General features: G+C 68.5%; 18 protein-coding genes. 3 read left to right on the top strand and 15 right to left on the bottom strand.

What is annotated here, in order from left to right; translation table 11 throughout:
* Positions 1–23: 23 nt before the first annotated feature.
* Both BKN51_RS24435 and BKN51_RS24430 read right to left on the bottom strand, forming a co-directional pair.
* On the bottom strand, positions 24–716 hold the full coding sequence (locus BKN51_RS24435; RefSeq protein WP_233223005.1) for a DUF6801 domain-containing protein: 693 nt from the start codon (positions 714–716) through the stop codon (positions 24–26).
* On the bottom strand, positions 716–1,342 hold the full coding sequence (locus BKN51_RS24430; protein WP_101609812.1) for a DUF6801 domain-containing protein: 627 nt from the start codon (positions 1,340–1,342) through the stop codon (positions 716–718). The genes BKN51_RS24435 and BKN51_RS24430 overlap by 1 nt, the downstream gene beginning before the upstream one ends.
* Before the next feature lie 345 nt (positions 1,343–1,687).
* Here BKN51_RS24430 and BKN51_RS24425 point away from each other — a divergent pair, with 345 nt between their 5' ends.
* Positions 1,688–2,602 (top strand): RCC1 domain-containing protein, encoded by a 915-nt coding sequence (locus BKN51_RS24425; protein WP_101609811.1) that lies wholly within the window; start codon positions 1,688–1,690, stop codon positions 2,600–2,602.
* 68 nt (positions 2,603–2,670) lie between these two features.
* On the opposite strand, the gene BKN51_RS24420 is transcribed toward BKN51_RS24425, so the two are convergent.
* The 12 genes from BKN51_RS24420 to BKN51_RS24365 form a co-directional block, all read right to left on the bottom strand.
* Positions 2,671–3,330: a hypothetical protein gene (locus BKN51_RS24420; RefSeq protein WP_101609810.1), complete on the bottom strand. Its 660-nt coding sequence runs from the start codon at positions 3,328–3,330 to the stop codon at positions 2,671–2,673.
* Between the two features lie 62 nt (positions 3,331–3,392).
* Positions 3,393–4,010 carry a hypothetical protein gene (locus BKN51_RS24415; protein WP_101609809.1) on the bottom strand — a complete coding sequence of 206 codons (618 nt, stop codon included), beginning with the start codon at positions 4,008–4,010 and terminating at the stop codon, positions 3,393–3,395.
* Entirely contained in the window at positions 4,007–4,510 is a 504-nt protein-coding gene (locus BKN51_RS24410; protein ID WP_101609808.1) for a hypothetical protein, read from the bottom strand. Before BKN51_RS24410 ends, BKN51_RS24415 begins: the two co-directional genes overlap by 4 nt.
* Positions 4,495–5,688 carry an MCE family protein gene (locus tag BKN51_RS24405; protein WP_101609807.1) on the bottom strand — a complete coding sequence of 398 codons (1,194 nt, stop codon included), beginning with the start codon at positions 5,686–5,688 and terminating at the stop codon, positions 4,495–4,497. Before BKN51_RS24405 ends, BKN51_RS24410 begins: the two co-directional genes overlap by 16 nt.
* On the bottom strand, positions 5,688–6,743 hold the full coding sequence (locus BKN51_RS24400; RefSeq protein ID WP_101609806.1) for an MCE family protein: 1,056 nt from the start codon (positions 6,741–6,743) through the stop codon (positions 5,688–5,690). Before BKN51_RS24400 ends, BKN51_RS24405 begins: the two co-directional genes overlap by 1 nt.
* Positions 6,743–7,735, bottom strand: a complete 993-nt coding sequence (locus BKN51_RS24395; protein ID WP_101609805.1) for an MCE family protein — start codon at positions 7,733–7,735, stop codon at positions 6,743–6,745. The genes BKN51_RS24400 and BKN51_RS24395 overlap by 1 nt, the downstream gene beginning before the upstream one ends.
* Positions 7,732–8,721 carry an MCE family protein gene (locus BKN51_RS24390; protein ID WP_168214383.1) on the bottom strand — a complete coding sequence of 330 codons (990 nt, stop codon included), beginning with the start codon at positions 8,719–8,721 and terminating at the stop codon, positions 7,732–7,734. Before BKN51_RS24390 ends, BKN51_RS24395 begins: the two co-directional genes overlap by 4 nt.
* Positions 8,718–9,719 (bottom strand): MCE family protein, encoded by a 1,002-nt coding sequence (locus BKN51_RS24385; protein WP_101609803.1) that lies wholly within the window; start codon positions 9,717–9,719, stop codon positions 8,718–8,720. The genes BKN51_RS24390 and BKN51_RS24385 overlap by 4 nt, the downstream gene beginning before the upstream one ends.
* Positions 9,716–10,990, bottom strand: coding sequence for an MCE family protein (locus BKN51_RS24380; RefSeq protein WP_101609802.1), 1,275 nt, complete (start codon positions 10,988–10,990; stop codon positions 9,716–9,718). Before BKN51_RS24380 ends, BKN51_RS24385 begins: the two co-directional genes overlap by 4 nt.
* Positions 10,987–11,838 carry an MlaE family ABC transporter permease gene (locus BKN51_RS24375; RefSeq protein ID WP_101609801.1) on the bottom strand — a complete coding sequence of 284 codons (852 nt, stop codon included), beginning with the start codon at positions 11,836–11,838 and terminating at the stop codon, positions 10,987–10,989. The genes BKN51_RS24380 and BKN51_RS24375 overlap by 4 nt, the downstream gene beginning before the upstream one ends.
* The gene (locus tag BKN51_RS24370; protein WP_076155564.1) at positions 11,838–12,632 is read right to left on the bottom strand and encodes an MlaE family ABC transporter permease; all 795 of its coding nucleotides are present in this window, start codon (positions 12,630–12,632) and stop codon (positions 11,838–11,840) included. The genes BKN51_RS24375 and BKN51_RS24370 overlap by 1 nt, the downstream gene beginning before the upstream one ends.
* Before the next feature lie 435 nt (positions 12,633–13,067).
* Complete coding sequence (locus BKN51_RS24365) at positions 13,068–14,063, bottom strand: LLM class flavin-dependent oxidoreductase (protein ID WP_174720448.1); 996 nt, start codon at positions 14,061–14,063, stop codon at positions 13,068–13,070.
* Positions 14,064–14,236: 173 nt separating this feature from the next.
* On the opposite strand from BKN51_RS24365, the gene BKN51_RS24360 reads away from it, so the two are divergent.
* Positions 14,237–18,052 (top strand): nSTAND1 domain-containing NTPase, encoded by a 3,816-nt coding sequence (locus BKN51_RS24360; RefSeq protein ID WP_442857686.1) that lies wholly within the window; start codon positions 14,237–14,239, stop codon positions 18,050–18,052.
* Positions 18,053–18,303: 251 nt separating this feature from the next.
* Here the strand turns inward: BKN51_RS24360 and BKN51_RS24355 are convergent, their stop codons facing one another.
* Positions 18,304–20,418 carry a HelD family protein gene (locus BKN51_RS24355; RefSeq protein WP_101609800.1) on the bottom strand — a complete coding sequence of 705 codons (2,115 nt, stop codon included), beginning with the start codon at positions 20,416–20,418 and terminating at the stop codon, positions 18,304–18,306.
* Between the two features lie 123 nt (positions 20,419–20,541).
* Between BKN51_RS24355 and rsmD the strand changes: the two genes are divergently transcribed.
* Positions 20,542–21,096: a 16S rRNA (guanine(966)-N(2))-methyltransferase RsmD gene (gene rsmD / locus BKN51_RS24350; RefSeq protein WP_101609799.1), complete on the top strand. Its 555-nt coding sequence runs from the start codon at positions 20,542–20,544 to the stop codon at positions 21,094–21,096.
* Positions 21,097–21,114 lie beyond the last annotated feature (18 nt).

Raw genomic sequence — 21,114 nt, 5'->3', positions numbered from 1 at the left:
CTCTCGTGCCTTGAGCCAGTGTGTCAGGTGATCGGGATCGACGGGCCGAACGCGCGGTTCTGCGCCGGGTTGGTGTTCTTCACGGTGCAGTTGAACGTCCAGGGGCTCCGCGTCCCGTCCTTCTGATGAAGATCGGCCTCGATGCGGAGCGTGGTTCCGAGCGAGAGGACCGCCTGACCGGGCGTGCCCGCGCCGAAGCCGGGGACGACGGTGCTCGCGTCCTGTGTGAACTGGATCGTGCGCGGCCCCGGAACATACGGCGCGAGCTGTTCGGGGATCCTCAAAGACGTGACGACCGCCGAAGGCGGGGTGACGTTCGTCCCGGTCACCGGTGCGGTCATCGTGCCGCGGAGGCCGTCTCTGTTGCTGGCGTTGAAGGTCACGGCGTTGAGCGTCGCGTTGAACACGAGGCTCCCGGTGATCCCGGCCGGGGTGACCGAGCCGCCCGCGGGCACCGAATCGGGGCCGGTGAAGGCCATCTTCACGTCGAGTGGCTGCTGACCGATCGTCGGAAAGCTGCACATGTACGTGATGGTTCCCGTGGCGAAGGACGTGGTGGCCGCCGCCGGTGCGGCGGTGAGCAGGGAGACCGCGCCGACCATGACGGCCGCGATCGCGCCTGACCGGCGGATCCGCTGTCCCATGAGGACTCCCTTCGCGTCGCGGGGGTGGAGACCGTGCGGGGCGGGCGTCCCCGCCCCGCACGGATGGTTCATCAGGTGATGGTGATCGACGGGCTGAACGCGCGGTTCTGGGCCGGGTTGGTGTTCTTCACGGTGCAGTTGAAGTTCCACGCGGTCCAGGTGCCGTCCTTCTTGTGGAAGTCCAGCGGCGCGTTGATCGTGGTGCCGAGCGAAGCGGTCGCCGAGCCGGGGGCGCCGGCGGTGAACGTCGGGACGCCGGTGCCCGTGGCCTGGACGATGTTGAACGTCCGGGGACCGGGCACGTACGGGTTGATCTGCGTCGGGACGTCCAGGTTCGTCACCGTCGCCGACGCCGGGGTGGCGTTGGTGATGGTGATCGGCATGTTGGCCTTGCCGCGGACGCCGTCGTAGTTGGCGGCATTGAGCAGCGCGTTGATGGTGGCGTTGATCGTCGCGCTGCCCGAGATGTTCGTCGGGGTGGCGGTGGCGCCCGAGGCGATCGACGTCGGGCCGTCGAACTGGGCCTTCACGTCCAGCTGCTGCTGGCCGATGCCGGGGAAGTTGCACATGTACGCGACCGTGCCGGTGGCATAGGTGGTCGCGGCGAGGGCCGTGCCGGCGGTGAGCACGGCGACCGCGCCCATCACGATGCCGGTGGTGGCGACGCCTGCTGACAACTTGCCAAGTCTGCGGGACATACCTGTCATCTCCTTTGATCCAGTTTACGTCTCGGGCGGCTTTCCCCATGCGCCTTTCGGCGGATTCTTCTGATCAAATATGCTCGACTTGAGCGGCTTTCTCGGTGGTGGGGTAAACCGAGGTTACCCGCGAGTTATGTACGTAACAAGGATTCATGTCTACATGTTTCAGGGTGGGTGAGTAGCCCGTTCTTTCTTGTCAGTGCGCGCTGAATGCGATTATGAAGTTTGTCCGGCGGTGACAAAGACGCGGCCGATCGGCGGAGCCGGGTTAACATTCCGCCCATGGCTTCCGAGAATCGACGATCCACGACACGGCGCGTGACGAGTGGCGCGATAGCCGTAATGATCGCCACGGTTTCCCTTTCCGGTACCGCCCACGCCGCGCCCACCGGCGAAGCGCGGCCGTGGGGGAGCAACGACTACGGGCAGGGGACCATCCCGCCCGCCGCGCTCGGGGCGAGCGCCGTCTCCGCGGGCGCGATCACGCACCTGGCTCTCAAGGACGGAGGTGTGATCGCCTGGGGCAACGACAGTTACGGCCAGGCCACCGTTCCGGCCGCGGCCACGTCCGGGGTTTCGGCGATCGCCGCGGGCTGGGCACACGAACTCGCGCTCAAGAACGGCGGCGTGATCGCCTGGGGCAACGGCTTCTACGGCCAGAACGTCGTCCCGGCCGCCGCGACCTCGGGGGTCAAAGCGATCTCCACCAGCGCGTACTTCAACCTGGCGCTCAAAACGAACGGCAGCGTGCTGAGCTGGGGTTCGAGAACCGCCGTTCCCGCGACGGTTTCGTCCGGCGTCTCCGCGATCTCCGCGGGCGGCGATCACGGGCTCGCGCTCAAGAACGGCGGCGTCGTCGCTTGGGGCAGCAACGGAAAAGGGCAGATAACCGTGCCTGCCGCGGCGACGTCCGGGGTGTCGGCGGTCTCGGCGGGCTTCCGGCACAGCATCGCGTTGAAGAACGGCGGTGTGATCGCGTGGGGTGACAACTTCTACGGCCAGGCGACGGTTCCGCCGGAGGCGCAGTCCGGCGTTGTCGCCATCGACGCCGGCTTCAACCACAACGTCGCGTTGAAGTCCGACGGCAGCGTCTTCGCCTGGGGCAGCAACGTGAAGTCGGAAAGCCGGGACACCAGCACCGAACCGCCGACGGACTTCTGGAAGTTCTCCGGTGTCTGCGTCCCGGTTTACGCCATTTCCGCAGGTGACAGCACTGGGGTGGCCTTGGTCGACCCGGCGGCGCCGTACTTCTGCTGAGGCTGCTGCGAGTCCGTGAAGGCCTCCTTGAGGGACCCAGGGTCCCTCAAGGAGGCCGGGGTTGGGAATCAGGACAGGTTCGACTTCATGTTCAGGTTGATCGTGTTGCCCGGACCGGAGATCAACGCGCCCAGCGCGAGGTCGTTGATGAAGCAGTCCTTGAACTCGGGGATCGTGAACACGCCCGACGACGGGATGGTCTCCGCGAACAGGTCGACGTTCTTCGACACCAGGGTCAGGTCGAGCGGCTTGACGGTCTTGCAGGCGTTCGGCACCGTCGGGAGCGGAATGACCGGCCAGAACAGGCCGACGACGATGTTGTCGATCAGCATGTTCGCCTGCGAACGGGTGGTCAGGTCGCCGTTGGCCAGCGTGCCGGTGACCGGGCCGGTCGGCTCGATCCGCACGCGGGCCTTGATCTTGAAGACACCCGAGACCAGCGAGATGTTCGCCGTCGACGGGGGTAACGCGAGGTCGCCTCGGATCCCGACGTTGTCACCGTCGATGACCAGGGCGCCGTTGAGCTGACCGGGGCCGAGGTCGAGGGAGCCGCCGGTCTTCTTGACCACGGTCTTCCCGGTGACGGTGTAGGACACCGGGATCTCCACCGGGTCGTCCGCGAGGGCGGGGGTGGCGGCGAGGCTGCCCGCCACGGCGATCGCGGAGGTGAGCGCGACGACCGTGCCGAGACGGCGACGGGCGGTTTTCGGGCGCGTTCGACCGAACATGGGTTTCTCCTCGTTTTCTCTCCTGTTTTATAACGCGGACGAAAGGGGGAATGCCCGGTTTGTCACCGGGGGACAAGGTCGGTGATGACCCAGGTGTCGCCTTCGCGTTCGGCCGTGACCGAAAGCTGCGCGGCGGCCGCTGTCGAAGAATTGTTGTCGGCCCGGGTCGCCGCTTGATCGAGGAATACCAGCAGTCGTGCTTTACCGTTGCCGAGTTCTTGGACGGCAGACGAGGAGACGCGGGTAGTGAGAACGAGTTTCTGCGCCGGAGCCTTTTCCCTGACTTGCGCGAACAACTGGTTGTACGACTCCAGCGCCTTACCTCTCAGCGCCGAAGCGGCCGCCTTTTCGGTGACGTCGGTCCGGTCGTAGGAATAGGAGAAGACCTTGTTGAGCGCCACCGTCACCGCGGAGTTCACCTCCGCCGTGGCCCCGACGTCGGTGAGCGCGGTGTTGGCCGCCGACGGCGCCGCCGTGATCGACCTCGCCTCCAGCGTGCCCCACACCCCCGCCGCCACCAGCACGGCCGCCGCGACCAGCAGGATCAGCGGCAGCTTCGGCCGCCGGGACGGCCCGTCGGAGGTCTCTTCGGTGACGGATTCGACCGTGGTCTCGGGCTCGGTCTCCGCATCGGCTCCGGCTTCGGCTTCGGTGTCGGCGGTGTTGGCCGTGGCGGTCATCGCGCACCCACCGGGAGCTGGTCGAGCGCGCTGAGCTTCCAGCCGTCGCCGGTCCTGGTCAGCCCGGCGGCGAACCGGTTGCGCTTCGTCGTCGGCGCCGTGCCTTCCCGCGCCATCGTGATCTCCACCGAAGCCAGCATCTTGGCCGTTCCCGCGTGGTCGTCCAGCTCGCTGATCGCCGCGTCGAGCACCTTGCCCGTCGAGACGGTCGCGTCCTTGGCCAGCGTTTGCTTGGTCGCGTCGTCGGTCTTGCTCAGCTGGTCGCGCAGCGGGCCGGTCGACGCGGCGAGCCAGTCGGCGATGCCCTGGTCGATCCGATGGTGGTCGAGGGTGGTCAGCCGGGCGACGAGCTCACGTCCGTTCTTCAGCGCGTCGTCGCGCGAGGTCCCGTACGACGCGGCCTCGGAACCGGTCGCGGTGAACCAGGTGTACCCGGCCCATCCCGCGAACGCGCAGGCCGCGGTGAACACGGCGATCGCGATCTTCAGTTGCGCAGCCACAACATCTCCTCGAGGCTGGTGGACGTCGGCTGGCCGTCGGCGCCGAACCCGCCGGGGACGGCGGCGGGCGGGACGCCGCCCTTCGGCGCGTTCTGCGAACCGCGGACCGAACTCGGGTTGCCCTTTTCGAGCGTGCACGCGGCACCGGTGTTGAACGGCAGCGCCGAAAGGTCCCTGCTGTCGCGGATCTGCGTGCCCCCGTAGCCCTTCGTGCACGGCATCGGGTCGAAGAAGGTCAGGACCAGGGCGATCTTGCCGGACTGTTCGTCGACAGCCGCGTCGACCGCGGAGACCGCCTTCGGGGTGTTGATCAGCAGTTGCCGCAGGCCGTCGGTACGCGCGGAGAACACCTGCGACGTGGTGAGCAGGTTCGCCAGCAGGATCGGCAGCCCCGGCTCGTTGTCCCGCAGCAGCCCGGAGAGCTGGGTCGCCGCGTCGGGCGCGGTCGCGATCAGCTTGCGCAGGTCACCGTCCGAACGGGACAGCTGTTCGGCGAACTGCCTGGCGTTGTCGCTGAACTGCCGCCATTCGAGCGACGAGTCGACCTGTGTCTTGAGCACGGTCGAGCCGTCGGTGAGCAGTTTCTCCGTCTGCGGCAGGTGGAGCGCGGCCCGCTTGGTGAAGTCGGTGGTGGAATCCAGCAGCACCTGGAGGTTCGCGCCGGAACCGCGCAGGGCGTTGTCGAGTTCGTCGACGACGATGCGCAGATCTTCGGTCGGCACGGACGCGGTCAGCGAGTCCAGGTCGGTCAGCAGATGCTGAACCGGCAGCGGGACACTCGTCGCTTCACGCGGGATGACCGAACCTTCGGCGAGGAACGGCCCGTCGCCGGTGCGCGGCTGGAGGTCGACGAACTGCTCGCCGACCGCGGACCGGTTCGCCACGACCGCCCGCGAGTTCGCCGGGATCCGCGGCGCGTCGTCGTCGATCAGCAGATCCGCTTCCATGCCCCCGGCGGTGAGCCGCAGTTCGCCGACCCGGCCGACGGCGACACCGCGGTAGGTCACCTCGCCGTTGGTGAACAGGCCCCCGCCGTCGGTCAGCGCGAGTTTCACGGTGTACCCGCTCGCCCCGAAAAGCCGGCCGAGCCCGGCGTAGCTGGCGCCGACGAACGCCGTCGTCGCCAAGGCGATGATGACGAACGCGATCACCTGGATCCGGATACGGGTGGTGAGCATCAGCTACCTCCGGAGGACGGCAGCGGCAGTGTCGGGAGTCCCGGTGGGACGCCTTCGCCCGGGGGCGGGAGTTCGACGCCCGGCGCGGGGATCATCGAGGCGTAGACGTTCAGGTAGTCGCCCTTGATCCCGTCCCGCACGGCGTCGGTGAACGGGAACGTCGGCAGGATCTCCAGCGACTGGGGCAGGCTCTGGCCGGCGTCGGCCAGCCGCTTGAGGATCGGTGCGAGCGCGGTCAGATCGGCGACGAGGTCGTCACGGCTCTTCTTGATCACGTCGACGCCGACCCCGGAAAGCCGGTCCAGCGATTGCAGCATCGAGACGAGCTGGGTGCGCTGGTCGGAAAGGCTCTTGAGCCCGGGGGTGAGGTCGGTGAGCGCGCCTTCGACCTGCTGCTTGCGGTTGGCCAGCGTCGTCGAGAGCTGGTTGAGCCCGTCGAGCGCCGAGGTGATGTCGGAGCGGTGCGAGTCCAGGTTGGACACCAGCTGTTCCACAGTGGACAGGAACGAGCGGATCTCCTCCTCGTTGCCGTCCATCACCTTCGACAGCTCGCGGTTGATGGTCTGCAGCTGGCCGATCCCGCCGCCGTTGAGCAGCAGGGACAGCGCGCCGAAGATCTCCTCGAACTCCGGGTTGCGGTTCGTGCTCGCGACGGGGATCACCCCGCCCTCGCCCAGCCTGCCCTCGGCTTTCGCCGCACTCGGGGCGAGCTCGATGAACTTCTCGCCGAGCAGGCTGGATTGCCGCAGCCGCGCGATGGCGTTGGCGGGCAGGAGGACGTCGCCGTTGACCGCCAAGACGGTTTCGGCCGTCCAGCCGTCTTCGCCGAGCTTGATCGTCTCGACCCGGCCGACCGGGACGTCGCCCACCTTCACCGCGGCCTGGGGGACCAGGTCGAGCACGTCGGCGAACTGCACGGTCACCCGGTACGGATGGTCGCCGATGTCCGCGCCGCCGGGCAGCGGCAGGTCGTAGACGCCCTTGAAATCGGAGGAGCAGGCCGTGAGTGCGAGGCAACAGGCGGCGAGTACGGCGGTCTTCCGTTTCGCGGTCATCAGCGCCCCCCGGTGTAGGTGGCGCCGGCGACCGGCAGCGGGAGCGGGGCGTACTCGAGCATGTTGCCGCGGCTTTGCAGCTTCCCGGTCTTCGGATCGATGGCCTCGAGCACGTTCGTCACCGCCAGCGGGATCGTGTCGAGGGTTTCGGCCAGCGCGGCGCGTTTGTCGACCAGCGTCCCGGTGGTCACCGCGAGCTTGTCCACATTGGATTTGATCAGCGCGCGGTTGTCGCGGATGAACTGCTGGATCTCGGCCAGCGCGCCGCCGAGGCCGTTGAGCGCGCGGGCGAGTTCGTTCTTGTTCTGCGCCAGTGTGCCGGTCACCGAGGCGAGCTGCTTGTTGATCTCGCTGACGTTCCGGTCGTTGGTCGCCAGCATCGAGGTGAAGCGCTGCAGTTCGTCGACGGTGGCGAACAGGTTCTCCGAGTTCCCGGACAGGGTCCTGGCGAGGTCGGCGAAGTTGCGCACCGACTCGTTGAACGGCTTGCCGTTGCCCTGCAGGTTCTTCGCGCCGGTGCGCAGCAGGTCCGACAGCGCGCCGTCGGCGTTGGCGCCCTTGGGGCCGAGCGCCTTGGCGAGCGTGTCGAGGCTGGAGTAGAGCTGGTCGAGTTCCACCGGCGTGCCGGTGCGCTCGACCGGGATGACCGCGCCGTCGTCCAGCCGGTTCCCGGAGCGGGTGAGCTTGGTGAACTGGACGTACCGGTCGGCCACCACGCTCGGCGCCACGACCAGGACGTTGGTGTCGACGGCGATCGGCGTCGAACCGTCGACGGTCAGCACGACCTTGACCTGTTCGCCTTCCGGGGCCACCGATTCGACCTGGCCGACCCGGACGCCGAGCACCCGCACGTCGGATCCACTGTAGACACCGACGGCGCGCGAGAAGTACACCGTGACGCGGTCGAGCCCGCTGCCGGAGAAGATCCACCAGAGGCCGCCGACGACGGCCAGCGCGAGTACGAGGGCGAGGGTGACGAACCTGCTGGTCATCGGCCACCTCCGGGAATCTTCGGCGTACAGGGGTCCCGGTTCTCCGGGATCAGCCCGCACAGGTAGCCGTCCACCCAGCGTCCGTTGCCGAGCGAGTTGTTCACCACGCGGAAGTACGGCGCGGCGAGGTCGAGGCTCTTGGCGAGATTGTCGTTCTGCCGCTGCAGGATGTCGGTCACCTCTCCGAGCTGGCTGAGCGCGCCGCCGAGCTGGTCCTTGTTGTCCCGCACCAGGCCGGAGAGCTGCGTGGCGAGCTCTTGCGAGCCGGTGAGCAGGTCGTGGATCGCCTGCCGCCGGTTGTCCAGTTCGGTGAGCAGCAGATTGCCGTCCGAGAGGAGCTTGGCGAAGTCGTCGTTCGAGTTCGCGAGCGTCGTGGTGAGACCGTGCGCGTTCGACAGCAGGCTGTTGAGTTCGGTGTCCCGTGAGGAGACCGTCTTCGACAGCGACGTCAGCCCGTCGAGCGCCTTCCGGATGTGCTCCGGCGAGTTCTTGAACGTGTCGCTGAGCGTGGTGAAGCTCTCCGCGAGCTGATCGGTGTCGATCGCTCCCGCGGTGTCGGCCAGCCCGTTGAACGCCTCGGTGACGTCGTAGGGCGTCACGGTCCGGGTGCGCGGGATGACCTGCTTCGGGTTCTGCACCGCCTCGCCGGTCGGGCGCAGCGAGAGGAACTTCCGGCCCAGCAGGGTCTTGATCTTGATCTCGGCGGCGGTCTTGTCGCCGACCCACGCGTCCTTGACCCGGAAGCTGACGACGACGTGGTCTTCGGCGAGCCGGACGTCGCTCACCGCGCCGACCTTGATCCCGGCGATGCGGACTTCGTCGTCCTCCTGCAACCCGGCCGCTTCGGAGAATTCGGCCTGGTAGGTGGTTCCGGAGCCGATGATCGGGAGGTCTTCGTAGTTGAGCGTCGCGGTCAGCAGCCCGGCCGCGACGGCGCTGCCGACGAGACCGATGACGATCGGGTTCCGCTCCTTGAAGGGTTTCACGACGTGCACCTCTCCGCCGTCGCCGGGACCCCGCGGGGAGGTTTGGTCTGAAGGACGGCCGAGCACAGGTAGAAGTTCATCCACGATCCGTAGGAGCTGATCCGCCCCAGTTCGTTCAGCTTTCCCGGAAGCACGGTGAGGGACTGTTCGATGTCCGCTTTGCCCTTCACGAGTTGTTCCGAGAGCAGGCCGACGCCGTTGATGCTGTCCTTGAGCGGTTTCCTGCCCTGTTCGAGCAGACCGGCCGTGGCGGTGGTGAGGTCCGCGAGCCCGGAGACGGCTTCCCCGATCTCGGTGCGGTCGCCGGCGAGGCCGGAGACCAGCTCGCGCAGCGTCGAGACCAAAGTGGACAGGGCGTCACCCTTGCCGTTGATGGTCTTCAGCACGGTGTCCAGGTTCGTGATCACGTCGCCGATCACCTTGTCCCGGCCGGCGAGCGTGGTGGTCAGCGAACCCGTGTGCGCCAGCAGGCTTTCCACCGTGCCGCCTTCGCCCTGCAGTACCTGGACGATCTCGCCGGAGAGCTGGTTGACGTCCTTGGGCGACAGTGCCTGGAACAGCGGTTTGAAGCCGTTGAACAGTTCCGTGAGGTCCAGCGCGGGAGTCGTGCGTTCCAGCGGGATCTCCGCTCCGGGTTCGAGGAATTCCGTGGAGCCCTTGCCGCGTTCGAGGGCGATGTAGCGCTGGCCGACCATGTTGCGGTACTTGATCACCGCGTTCACGTCGGCGGGGAGCCTGCGCTGCGAGTCGAGCGAGAACCTGATGCGGGCCACGCTGTGGTCGGCGATCTCGAGTTCCTCGATCTGGCCGACCCGCACCCCGGAGATCCGGACGTCGTCGCCGACGTTCAGCGACGTCGCGTCGAGGAATTTCGCGCTGTAGGTCTTGGTGTCGCCGAGGCCGGTGTTCGTGATGGACACCGCCAGCAGCACCGTGGCCAGTGTCGTGATGACGACGAAGATCAGCCCCTTGATCAGCGGGCTCACGAAGTTCCTCATCGCAGGGTCACCTCCGTGCCGCGGTAGAGCGGGCCGACGAGCACGCTGCCCCAGGCGGGGACCTGGGCGGCGGGGATACCGGCCGACGGCGCGACCAGCGTCGAGATCAGTTCGCGTTCCTGCGGCGAGTTCGCCAGGCCGAGGTCGCCTTCCGCGCCGGGGAGCAACGGCAGCGCGCCGGTGTCCCTGCCGGTCGCCGCGATTCCCGGGCTCATCAGGCCGTTCGTCGGATAGCAGCGCGGTTCGCCGGTGGCGTTGTAGACCGGGTCGTCCTTGCCCGGCAGGTATTTGCCGCGAGACTCGGTGACGACGACCTCCGCGTGCAGGCCGGGTTCGTCGGTGCCCTTGCCCAGGACCTTGTCCATCTGCGGCTTCAGTTTCGCCAGCGCGTCCAGCGTGCAGGCGAAACTCGGCGAGTACTTCGCGCCGACTTCGAGCGGTGCCCGGCTGTCGACGGCGAGCGCGATGATGTTGGCGCGGTTGTTGGTGAGGAACGTCGTGACATGCTGGGAAGACGCCGTCACCTGCTGGTACACGGTGGCCAGTTCGGCTCGTTTCTCCTGGACGGTGTCGAGGGTGACCGCCGAGGCGCTCAGCGAATCGAGCAGATCCGGCGCGATGTCCCCGTACAGCCTCGAAACCGTGGCGAGGTCGCGGATGTTGTCGTTCAGCGCCGGGAGGTTCGGGTTGAACTCCTTGAGGTACTCGGCCGCGGTCGCCAGCGTGTCACCGATCTGGTCGCCGCGTCCTTCCAGCGCCGTGGCGACGGTGGTCAGCGTGGTCGCGAGTTTCTGCGGTTGCACCGCCTTGAGCAGCGGCAGCAGATTGTCGAAGACCCGCTCCAGTTCGATCGCGTTGGCCGAGCGGTCCTGGGTGATCACGTCGCCGGAGGCCAGCGGGGGACCGGCCGATCCGTCCGGAATGGACAGTTGCACGTACCGCTCCCCGAACAGGGTCTTGGGGACGAGCAGCGCGGACACGGACTTCGGCAGCTGGGAGACCTTGCCGGGCTCCATGGCCAGGTCGATCTCCGCGCCCGCCGGGGTCGCGCGGACGCCGCGGATCTCGCCGACCACCACACCGCGCGCCTTGACCTGCCCGCCCTCGCGCAACTGGTTGCCGACGCGGTCCGCCTGCAGTGTCACCGGGACCGAGGTGACGAAGTCCTTCTGATAGATCTTGATCGACAGCAGCACGAGGGCGGACATCACCACGAGGAACAACACCCCGGCCGTCCTGACCCCGGCTTTGCGCAGCCCGCGCCGGCTCATCCGGCCACCTGCACCGTCGTGGTCGCGCCCCAGATCGCGAGGCTGAGGAAGAAGTCCAGCACGCTGACGGCCACGATCGCCGTCCGCACCCCCCGCCCGACGGCCACCCCGACGCCCGCCGGTCCGCCGCTGGCCCGGAAACCGTAGTAACAGTGGGCGAGCACGATCACGACGCTGAACACCAGCACCTTGCCGAACGACCAGAGCACGTCACCCGGTGGCAGGAACAGCAGGAAGTAGTGGTCGTAGGTGCCCGCGGACTGGCCGTAGAACCAGACGGTGATCTGGCGCGACGCGAGATACGAGGTCAGCAGGCCGATCGCGTACAACGGGATGACCGCGAGGAAGCCCGCGATGATCCGGGTGGTCACCAGGTACGGGACGCTGGGGATGCCCATCACCTCGAGCGCGTCGATCTCCTCGGAGATCCGCATCGCGCCCAGCTGCGCGGTGAAGCCGCAGCCGACGGTGGCCGACAACGCCAGGCCCGCGACGAGCGGCGCGATCTCGCGGGTGTTGAAGTACGCGGAGACGAACCCGGCGAACGCCGACGTGCCGACCTGGTTGAGCGCCGAGTACCCCTGGAGCCCGACGACCGTGCCGGTGAACACGGTCATCCCGATCATCACGCCGATCGTGCCGCCGATGACCGCGAGCGCGCCGCTGCCGAAGCTGACTTCGGCCAGCAGGCGGGTGATCTCGCGGAGATAGCGGTGCAGCGCGCGCGGCACCCAGGCGAGTGCCTTGAGGAAGAAGAGGATCTGGTCGCCGAGCGTGTCCAGGAACCCGAACCGGCGGTCCACGGCCTCGCGGACCCGCGTGGCGCGGGTGGGTGTCGTCGTGGTCATCAGCTGCCCTTCGCCGGGACGAGCTGCAGGTAAAGCGTCGTCAGCACCAGGTTCAACAGGAACAGGAGAAGGAACGTGATCACCACGGATTGGTTCACCGCGTCACCGACGCCTTTCGGGCCACCCTTGGGATTGAGCCCGCGATAAGACGCGACGATCGCCGCGACGAAACCGAAGATGACCGCCTTGATCTCGCTGATCCAGAGGTCCGGCAGTTGCGCGAGAGCGGAGAAACTGGCCAGATACGCACCCGGTGTCCCGTTCTGCATGATGACGTTGAAAAAATAGCCGCCGAGGACGCCGACCACACTGACCATTCCGTTCAGGAATGCGGAGACGCCCATCGCGGCGAGCACCCTCGGCACGATCAGGCGCTGGATCGGGGAGACCCCGAGCACCTCCATCGCGTCGATCTCCTCGCGGATCGTGCGGGACCCGAGGTCCGCGCACATCGCCGAACCGCCGGCGCCCGCGATCAGCAGCGCGGTCACGATCGGGCTGGCCTGCTGGATGATCGCCAGCACACTGGCCGCGCCGGTGAAGGACTGCGCGCCGATCTGCGCGGTCAGCGAGCCGATGTGCAGCGCGATCACCGCGCCGAACGGGATCGCGACCAGCGCCGTCGGCAGGATCGACACACTCGCGATGAACCAGAACTGCTGGATCAGCTCGCGGGCCTGGAACGGCCGCCGGAAGGTCAGGCGGACGACGTCGAGGCCGAGTGAGTAGAGCCTGCCGGTCTCCCGGAGCGCACCCGCGCCGGGAAATGAGGGTGCGTTAGTCCGGACGCCCACGCCGACCCTCCAGTTTTCCGGGCACGGCGAATACACCCCAGCTTGCGCTATTCCTTTGCTCCGAATGGAGGAACGGAATCGTTGAATAGGGTCAACGGGGTGTTACCGTGCTGTTTGCTACTGGTCGGTACGCTAATCACGCGCCTGCTTGGTGACAAGAACTTCGGTGTGATCAAGACATCACGTCCTGGTAACCGGTGAATTCTTGTTCCTTTGTGACAAAGGCGGGGGTGGGTCTTGTCCGTTCGTTCGTGTTCGGTGGCGGGGAGGCCCGGCGAGGGTGAGTGACGGCGGGTGGGTCACCCGCTTGGAGTCTCGAGCGGTCCTCGAGTCTCGAGCCCGGCTCTCGTCCGCGCCCTCCTCAAGTGACATGAAGGCCCGTTGCTTGCAAATTTTGCAAGTAACGGGCCTTTCATGGCGCTCTCGGGGGCCCGGTCAGCGAGCCAGGTCCGACACCAGTTCGTAGGACCGCACCCGGTCCGCCTGGTCGTGCACCATGGTCGTGATCATCAGCTCGTTCGCGCCCGTGTCGGTCAGCAGCGTCTCGAGTCCCTTGTGGACCGTCTCGGGCGAACCGATGATGCTGCTCGCGGCCCGGTCCTCGATGAACACGCGCTCGATGTCGGTGTACGGGTAGGCCGCGGCGTCCTCCGGTGTCGGCAGCGGGATGGGACGGCCCTTGCGCAGGCTGAGGAAGGTCAGGCCGCTGGGCGCGGCCAGGTACCGGGCCCGCTCGTCGGTCTCGGCGGCCACGACGGAGACGCCGAGCATGACGTACGGCTCGTCCAGGACGTCCGACGGTTTGAACGAGTCGCGGTAGAGCGCGACGGCGGGCAGCGTGTTCTCGGCGCTGAAGTGATGGGCGAAGGAGAACGGCAGGCCGAGCTCGCCCGCCATGCGTGCGGAGAAGCCGCTCGAACCGAGCAGCCAGACCGGCGGCTTGTTGCCCTCGGCGGTCACGGCGTTGACGGCGCGCTGGTCGGAGTGCTCGAAGTAGGCCAGCAGTTCCGCGAACTGCTGCGGGAAGTTCTCCGCGGTGAGCCCGCCGGGGCCGCGCAGCGCCAGCGCGGTCCGCTGGTCGGTACCCGGGGCGCGGCCGATGCCGAGGTCGATCCGGCCGGGGTGGAACGCCTCCAGGGTGCCGAACTGCTCGGCGACCACCAGTGGCGCGTGGTTCGGCAGCATGACCCCGCCGGAGCCGACCCTGATGCGTTCGGTGGCGGCCGCGACCTGGCCGATCATCACGGCGGTCGCGGAGCTCGCGATACCGGGCATGTTGTGGTGCTCGGCGAGCCAGTACCGGTGATAGCCGAGTGCTTCGGTCCGGCGGGCGAGGTCGAGGGTGTTGCGCAGCGAGTCGCCAACGCCGCCCCCGGCCACGACGGGCGAGAGATCGAGCACGGACAGCGGGATGTCAGGCAAAGAGGTCACGCTTCGGTACAACGCGCCCGGGCCCCGATCCCTTCCCGTGACATCGGGCACCTGTCACTCGATCGAAATTAACCGACGCGATGTGTCCGATACTCGGCGGGCTTCATCGGTTTTCACGGTACGGTTGCCCCCGAATGCGACCGTGGGAAAACCACTGAAAAGAAAGGATTGAGGTGCCGCGTCCGGAGCGACCTTTGGGCCCTGGGGACGATCCGTTGCTGGAGTTCGCCGCCGATCTCCGGCGCCTGCGGGAGAAAGCCGGGAACCCGACGTACCGAGAGCTGGGCAGGCGTGCCCACTACTCCGCGGGCACCCTCTCCGAAGCCGCCGGCGGGAAGAAGATGCCCAGCTTGGCGGTGGCCTTGGCCTACGTCCGGGCCTGTGACGGTCCCGAGGCGGAGTGGGAAGCCCGATGGCACGACGTGACCGAGCGCACGCGTACCGGAGTCAGCGATTCACGGCTTGTGCCGCTGAATGGGGAATCCGCCCCTTATATCGGCCTGACCGCATTCGGGCCGGATGACGCGGGCCGATTCTTCGGACGCGAACGACTTGTCGAAAAACTGGTGACAAGGCTTTCGGGGCAGCGATTCCTGGCCGTTCTGGGAGCATCGGGTTCCGGTAAGTCCTCCTTGCTCCGGGCGGGTCTTCTGCCCGCCGTCGGCGAGACCTCCGTCACGGTGCTGATGACCCCCGGTTCGCGGCCGCTTCAGGAGTGCGCGGTCCAGTTCGGGGCGGCGCTCGGGCTCGCTCCCGGCGGGCTGCTCGCCGAGTTCACCGAGCATCCGCGCAACCTCGGCCTCGCCGCCCGTCAGCTGGTCGCCGACCGCGAGGGTGACGTCGTCCTGGTCGTCGACCAGTTCGAAGAGGTCTTCACGCTCTGCCAGGACGCCGACGAGCGAGCCGCCTTCCTGTCCGCGCTGGTCACCGCGACGACCGAGCCGGAGAGCCGGACCAGGGTCGTCCTCGGCATCCGCACCGACTTCTACACCCACTGCGCGCGGCATCCCGGGCTGGTCGAGGCCATGCAGGACGCGCAGATCCTCGTCGGCCCGATGAGCACCGAGGAGCTCCGGCAGGCCATCTCGCGTCCCGCGATCGACGCCGGGTACCGCGTCGAGAACGCGCTGGTCTCGCGGCTGGTCGCCGACGCGACCGGGCAGCCCGGCGTGCTGCCGCTGCTCTCGCACGCGCTGCTGGAGACCTGGCGCCGCCGTCACGGCAACACGCTCACCCTCACCGGTTACGAGTCCACAGGTGGGATCGAACGGTCGGTCGCGCAGACGTCCGAGCACACGTTCACCGCGCTGAGCGAACACCAGCAGCGGCTGGCGAACCAGATCTTCCTGCGGATGACCGCGCTCGGCGAGGGCACCGAGGACACCAAACGCCGCATCACCCGCGACGAGCTGGACGCCGACGATCCCGACGTCGCCGTCGTGCTGGACAGGCTGGCGTCGTCGCGGCTGGTCACCCTCGACGACAACGGCATCGAGATCGCGCACGAAGCGCTGATCCGCGGCTGGCCGCGCCTGCGCGAATGGCTCGCCCAGGACCGTGAGGGCCTGCGCGTGCACCGCCAGCTCACCGAAGCGACCGACGCGTGGGAATCGGTCGGCCGCGACGACGGCTGGCTCCACCGCGGCGCGCGGCTGGCCATCGCCACGGAGTGGGCGAGTGAGCACGACAGCGCGCTCTCCCAGCGTGAGCGCCGGTTCCTCGACGCGAGTGTGGCCATCGAGAACCACGAGCAGGCCGTCGCGCGCCGTCGCACCCGGCGGCTGCGCCAGCTGGTCGCGCTCCTGGCCGTGCTGCTGGTGCTGGCGACGGCCGCGATGGTGTACGCCGTCCGCGCCGAGCAGACCGCGACCAGCCAGCGCAACAGCGCGCTCGCGCAGAAGGTCGCCGGGCAGGCCATCGAGATGCGGGCGACGAACCCGGCATTGGCCGCGCAGCTCGCGCTCGCGGCGTACCGCGTCGATCCGAGCGTGGATACCCGCGGCAGCGTGCTCGGGATGTTCGAGTCGCCGTACTCGACCCGGGTCTCCGGACACGGCCATCGGGTCAATTCGGCCGCCCTGCGCGGTGACGGCCAGGTGATGGTGACCGGGAGCTGGGACCAGACGGCCAAGCTGTGGGACGTCAAGAACCCTCATCACCCGGTCGAACTGGCCACGCTGTCCGGGCACACCGCCAACGTCAACTCGGTGTCGTTCAGCGCCGACGGCGGCGCGGTCGCGACGGCGGGCTGGGACAAGACCGCGCGGCTGTGGAATGTCGCCGATCCGGCGAAACCCGGGCAGGGCGTGGTGGTCGGGGAGCATCCGAGCCGGGTCAACGCGGTGGCGTTCAGCCCGAAGGCGGCGGTGCTCGCCACCTCGGACGGCGACGGCACGGTGCGCCTGTTCGACGTCCGCGACCTCGCGAAACCGGTGCTCGTGGCGACCCTCCCCGGGCACACCGGCAACGTCAACGGGCTCGCCTACGCCCCGGACGGGCGGACACTCGTCTCGACGGGCGCGGACAAGACAGCGCGGCTGTGGGACGTCGCCGACCCGCTCGAGGCGAAGCCGCTCGGCGTGGTGACCGGGCACACCGCCGGCGTCCACTCCGCGGCGTTCAGCCCGGACGGCCGCACCCTCGCCACCGCGAGCATCGACCTGAGCGCGCGCCTGTGGAACATCGCCGACCCGATGGCGCCGGTTCCGCTGGGGACGATGACCGCGCACAAGACCATCGTGCGGTCCGTGGCGTTCAGCCCCGACGGGACGACGCTGGCGACGACCGGTTTCGACCGCAACGCGCGGCTGTGGGACATCACCGATCCTGCGAAGCCGCGCGAGAAACCGCCGCTCACCGGGCACACCGCGGCGGTGGTCTGGGCGGTGTTCTCCCAGGACGGCCGCACGCTGGTGACCGCGAGCGACGACCAGACGGTGCGGCTGTGGGATCTGCCGGGGCCCGCGATCAGCGGTCCGGCGAGATCGGCCTGCCGGGCGGTGTACAGCGCCGACGGGAAACTGCTGGCCACCGGCAGCCAGGACGGCGTGGTCCGCCTGGTCGACGTCGCCGACACCCGGAACCCGCGCGAGGTGGGCAAGGTCGCGGGCTTCGGCCAGGGCGTCTGCGGTCTCGCGTTCAGCCCGGACGGCCGGACCCTCGCCGCCGGTTCGTGGGACCACACGATGCGGCTGATCGACGTCACCGATCCGCGCGAGCCTGTCGACACCGGGGTCTTCTACCGGCCGGAGGAGGAGATCGACCCGGTCGCGTTCAGCGCGGACGGCCGGACGCTCGCGACGGCGGGCAGCGGGCACACGGTGAAGCTGTGGGACGTGGCCGACATCCGGCGGCCGGTCGAACTCGCGACCCTCACCGGGCACGAGGACGACGTCCATTCGATCGCGTTCAGCCCGGACGGCCGCACCCTGCTCAGCGGCGGCTGGGATCACACCGCGCGGCTGTGGGACATCTCCATGGTGAAGGCGCCGAAGCAGCTTTCGGTGCTGAAGGGCCACTCCGACACGGTGTTCTCGGTGGCCTACAGCCCGGACGGCAAACTCGCCGCCACCGGCAGTGCCGATCGCACCGCGCGACTCTGGGACGTGGCCGATCCGGCGGCGCCCCGGGAAGCCGCGCTGCTCGCCGGGCACACCGACAACGTCATCTCGGTGGCGTTCAGCGGTGACGGGAAGACCTTCGCGACCGGCAGCTATGACCGGTCCGTGCGACTATGGGATGTCTCCGATCCAGGGACGGTCCGCTCGTCGGCGAACCTGACCGACGATGTCGACCGGGTCAACGCCGTGGCGTTCGCACCCGACGGGCATACCCTCGCGGGCTCCGTCGCGGACGGCAGCGTGCGGTTGTGGGAAACGAGCCCCGAGCGGGCCGCCGAACGCATCTGCGCGACCGTCCACCCGCGGATCACGGCGGCCGAGTGGGAGCAACACCTGCCGGGGCTCGACTACAAGCCTCCGTGCCCGTGACCACCGCCGATTCGTTGTTCGGCGTTGTTGTTCGGTGACGGCGGCGTGACACCGAACAACGAATAGGCGCTAGAAATACCCCTGGACGTGCGACACGTCCCCACGACGTTCACTCACCGGGGGTCTGAAGGGCTCCTTCAGGACATTCACCAGTGCCCTGAAGGAGCCCTTCAGCTTATCTACCGCAAGTCGTCCTCTGGTCGCGGTAGTACGCGATCCCCGCTAGCGCAACCAGAGGACGAAACGCGGGATCAGGCGGCCGGGATCCAGTCCGGGTTCGAGGCCAGCACCGTGAGCTGCTGGGTCGCTCGCGTGAGGGCGACGTACAGCACCCGGCGCCCGGTGGTCGACTCCGTGATGAGGTCGTTCGGCTCCACCAGGACGACGGCGTCGTACTCGAGGCCCTTGGAGTCGAGACTGCCGACGACCTTGAGCCGCTCGTCCGAAAGCCCGTCGAGCCAGCCCTCGACCTCCGGCACCCGGTCCATCGCGGTGATCACGCCGACGGTGCCTTCGACGGCCCCCATCAGTTCCTTCACCGCGGCCTGCGTCGCGGCCTCCAGCCCGGCGGCCTCGACCGGCCGGACCTCCGGCGTGATGCCGGTCTGCCGCACCGCGCGCGGGAGTTCGTCGGCCTCGGCGTGCCCGGCGACGACCTTCGCGGCCAGATCGAAGATCTCCGCCGAGTTCCGGTAGTTGGTGCGCAGGGTGAACCGGCGCCGCGTCGTCTTGATCCCGAAGGCCTGGTCCCGCGCCATCGCGGCTTCGGCCGGATCCGGCCACGAGCTCTGCACCGGGTCGCCGACCACGGTCCAGCTCGCGTACTTGCCGCGCCGCCCGACCATCCGCCACTGCATCGGCGAGAGGTCCTGCGATTCGTCGATGACCACGTGCGAGTACTCGTCGTAGTGCTCGGGCCTGGTCGGGGCGCCGCCGCGCTCCGGGTTGACCTCGATGCTCTGGCGGCCGCGGCGGCTCTTCGGCGGCTGGCCGATCAGGACGCGCAGTTCGTCGAGGAGCGCGATGTCCGCGATGGTCCAGCCGCGCGAGCGGTCGGCGAAGTCGGCGGCGAGCATGCTGATCTCGGTGCGGTTGAGCAGGCCCTTCGCCGCGCCGGCCAGCCGCTTCTCGACGCCGAGCCAGCGCAGGATCTGCGCCGGGTACAGGATCGGCCACCAGACCACCAGGAACCGGTGGAACTCGATGCGCTCGCCGAGTTCGCTGACCAGCTCGGCCTTGTCGATCTGACGGCCGTCGTCCTTCGCGTGCTGCTCGGCCTTCGAGGCGAGCGCGTCGAGCAGCAGTTCCGCGGCGCGGATCCGCGACCGGTTCGGCGGCCCGCCCGCGGTGTGCACCTTGCGGCGCACCTTGTCGAGTTCGCGCGCGTCCAGCCGCAGCACCTCGCCGCGGTAGACGATCTTCATGTCCTCGGGCGCCTCTTCCGGCGTGTCCCGCAGCGCGCGCAGCAGGATCTTGCGCATCCGCAGCGATCCCTTGATCGCCGCCAGCGGTGCCGGGTCCTGACGGGTCGCTTCGAGGCCGTCGAGGACCTCGCCGAGCGCGCGCAGTTCGACGTTCGTCTCACCCATCGACGGCAGCACCCGCGAGATGTAGCTGGTGAACACGCCGGACGGGCCGATCACCAGCACACCCGCGCCGCCGAGCTGACGGCGGTGGCGGTAGAGCAGGTACGCCGCGCGGTGCAGCGCGACCGCGGTCTTGCCGGTGCCGGGGCCGCCGGTGATCTCCGTGACCCCGCGCCACGGCGCCCGGATGACCTCGTCCTGTTCCTTCTGGATGGTGGCGACGATGTCCCGCATCTTCTCGCCGCGCGACCGCCCGAGCGCGGCCATCAGCGCGCCTTCGCCGACGATCTGCATGGTCTCGGGGACCGCGTCGGCGATCAGGACGTCGTCGTCGACATCGAGCACGTTCTGGCCGGAACACCGGATCACCCGGCGCCGGACGACGTCCATCGGCTCCTCGGCGGTCGCCTGGTAGAACGCCGCCGCCGCGGGCGCGCGCCAGTCGGTGACGAGGTTGTCGAACTCGGCGTCGCGGATGCCGAGACGGCCGACGTAGATGTGGTCGTTGTCGAGGTGGTCGAGCCTGCCGAAGACCAGCCCCTCGTACTCCGCGTCGAGGGTCTGGAGGGTCTGATTGGCGTGATAGACCATCATGTCCCGCTCGAACAGCATCGACGCCTGTTCGAAGATCGCTTCACGCCCGGCGCCATGGCCGATCTCATAGCCCTTGGTACGCATGGCCTCAGCCTGGGCTCGCAGTTCGGCGAGCCTGGTGTAGACCATGTCCACATGGGCTTGCTCGATGGCGATCTCGGCCCGTCTGACCCGAGGTTCGGACACGCAACGCTCCTAAACGCTTCTATCGCCCTCCGAGGGCGAAGGACGACTCTACGCGAGCTGGGCGGCGGCTTCACCAAGTCCTGCCGAACGTCACGGCGGATGCCGTTGAGGCACGATGCTCCAATGACCAGGATCGTGGCGGGGACCGCGGGCGGCAGGCGGTTGAAGGTCCCTCCGAAGGGCACGAGACCCACGTCGGAACGCGTGCGCGAAGCGCTGTTCAACGCGCTGGAGGTCGCAGGCGAGCTGCAGGGGACCCAGGTCCTCGACCTTTACGCCGGTTCGGGCGCCCTCGGGCTGGAGGCGCTGTCCCGGGGCGCGGCGGGCGCGCTGTTCGTCGAACACGACCGGCGCGCGGTGGAAATCCTCAAGGGGAACGTCGCCGCGCTCGGGCTCGGCGGCACGGTCCGGGCGGGGGCCGTCGAGTCCGTCGTCGCCGTTCCGGCGCCGGAAACCTTCGACATCGTCCTCGCCGATCCGCCGTACGCGGTGGATTCCACCCGCCTGGGTGAGGTCATGGCCGCGCTCGCCGCGGGCCGGTGGATCGCGGACGGAGCGCTGCTGGTGATCGAACGGGCGGCTCGGGACGGCGAGCCCGACTGGCCGCCGGGCTTCGAGCCGATGCGCACGAAGCGCTACGGCGACACGGCGCTGTACTGGGCCGAATATCAGGTGTGAGACGGCGCACGGATGAAC

This window comes from Amycolatopsis sp. BJA-103 (assembly GCF_002849735.1).
GTDB lineage: Bacteria > Actinomycetota > Actinomycetes > Mycobacteriales > Pseudonocardiaceae > Amycolatopsis.
Note: the sequence above shows the minus strand (reverse complement) of the source record. Positions and strands in the feature narration are given on the sequence as shown.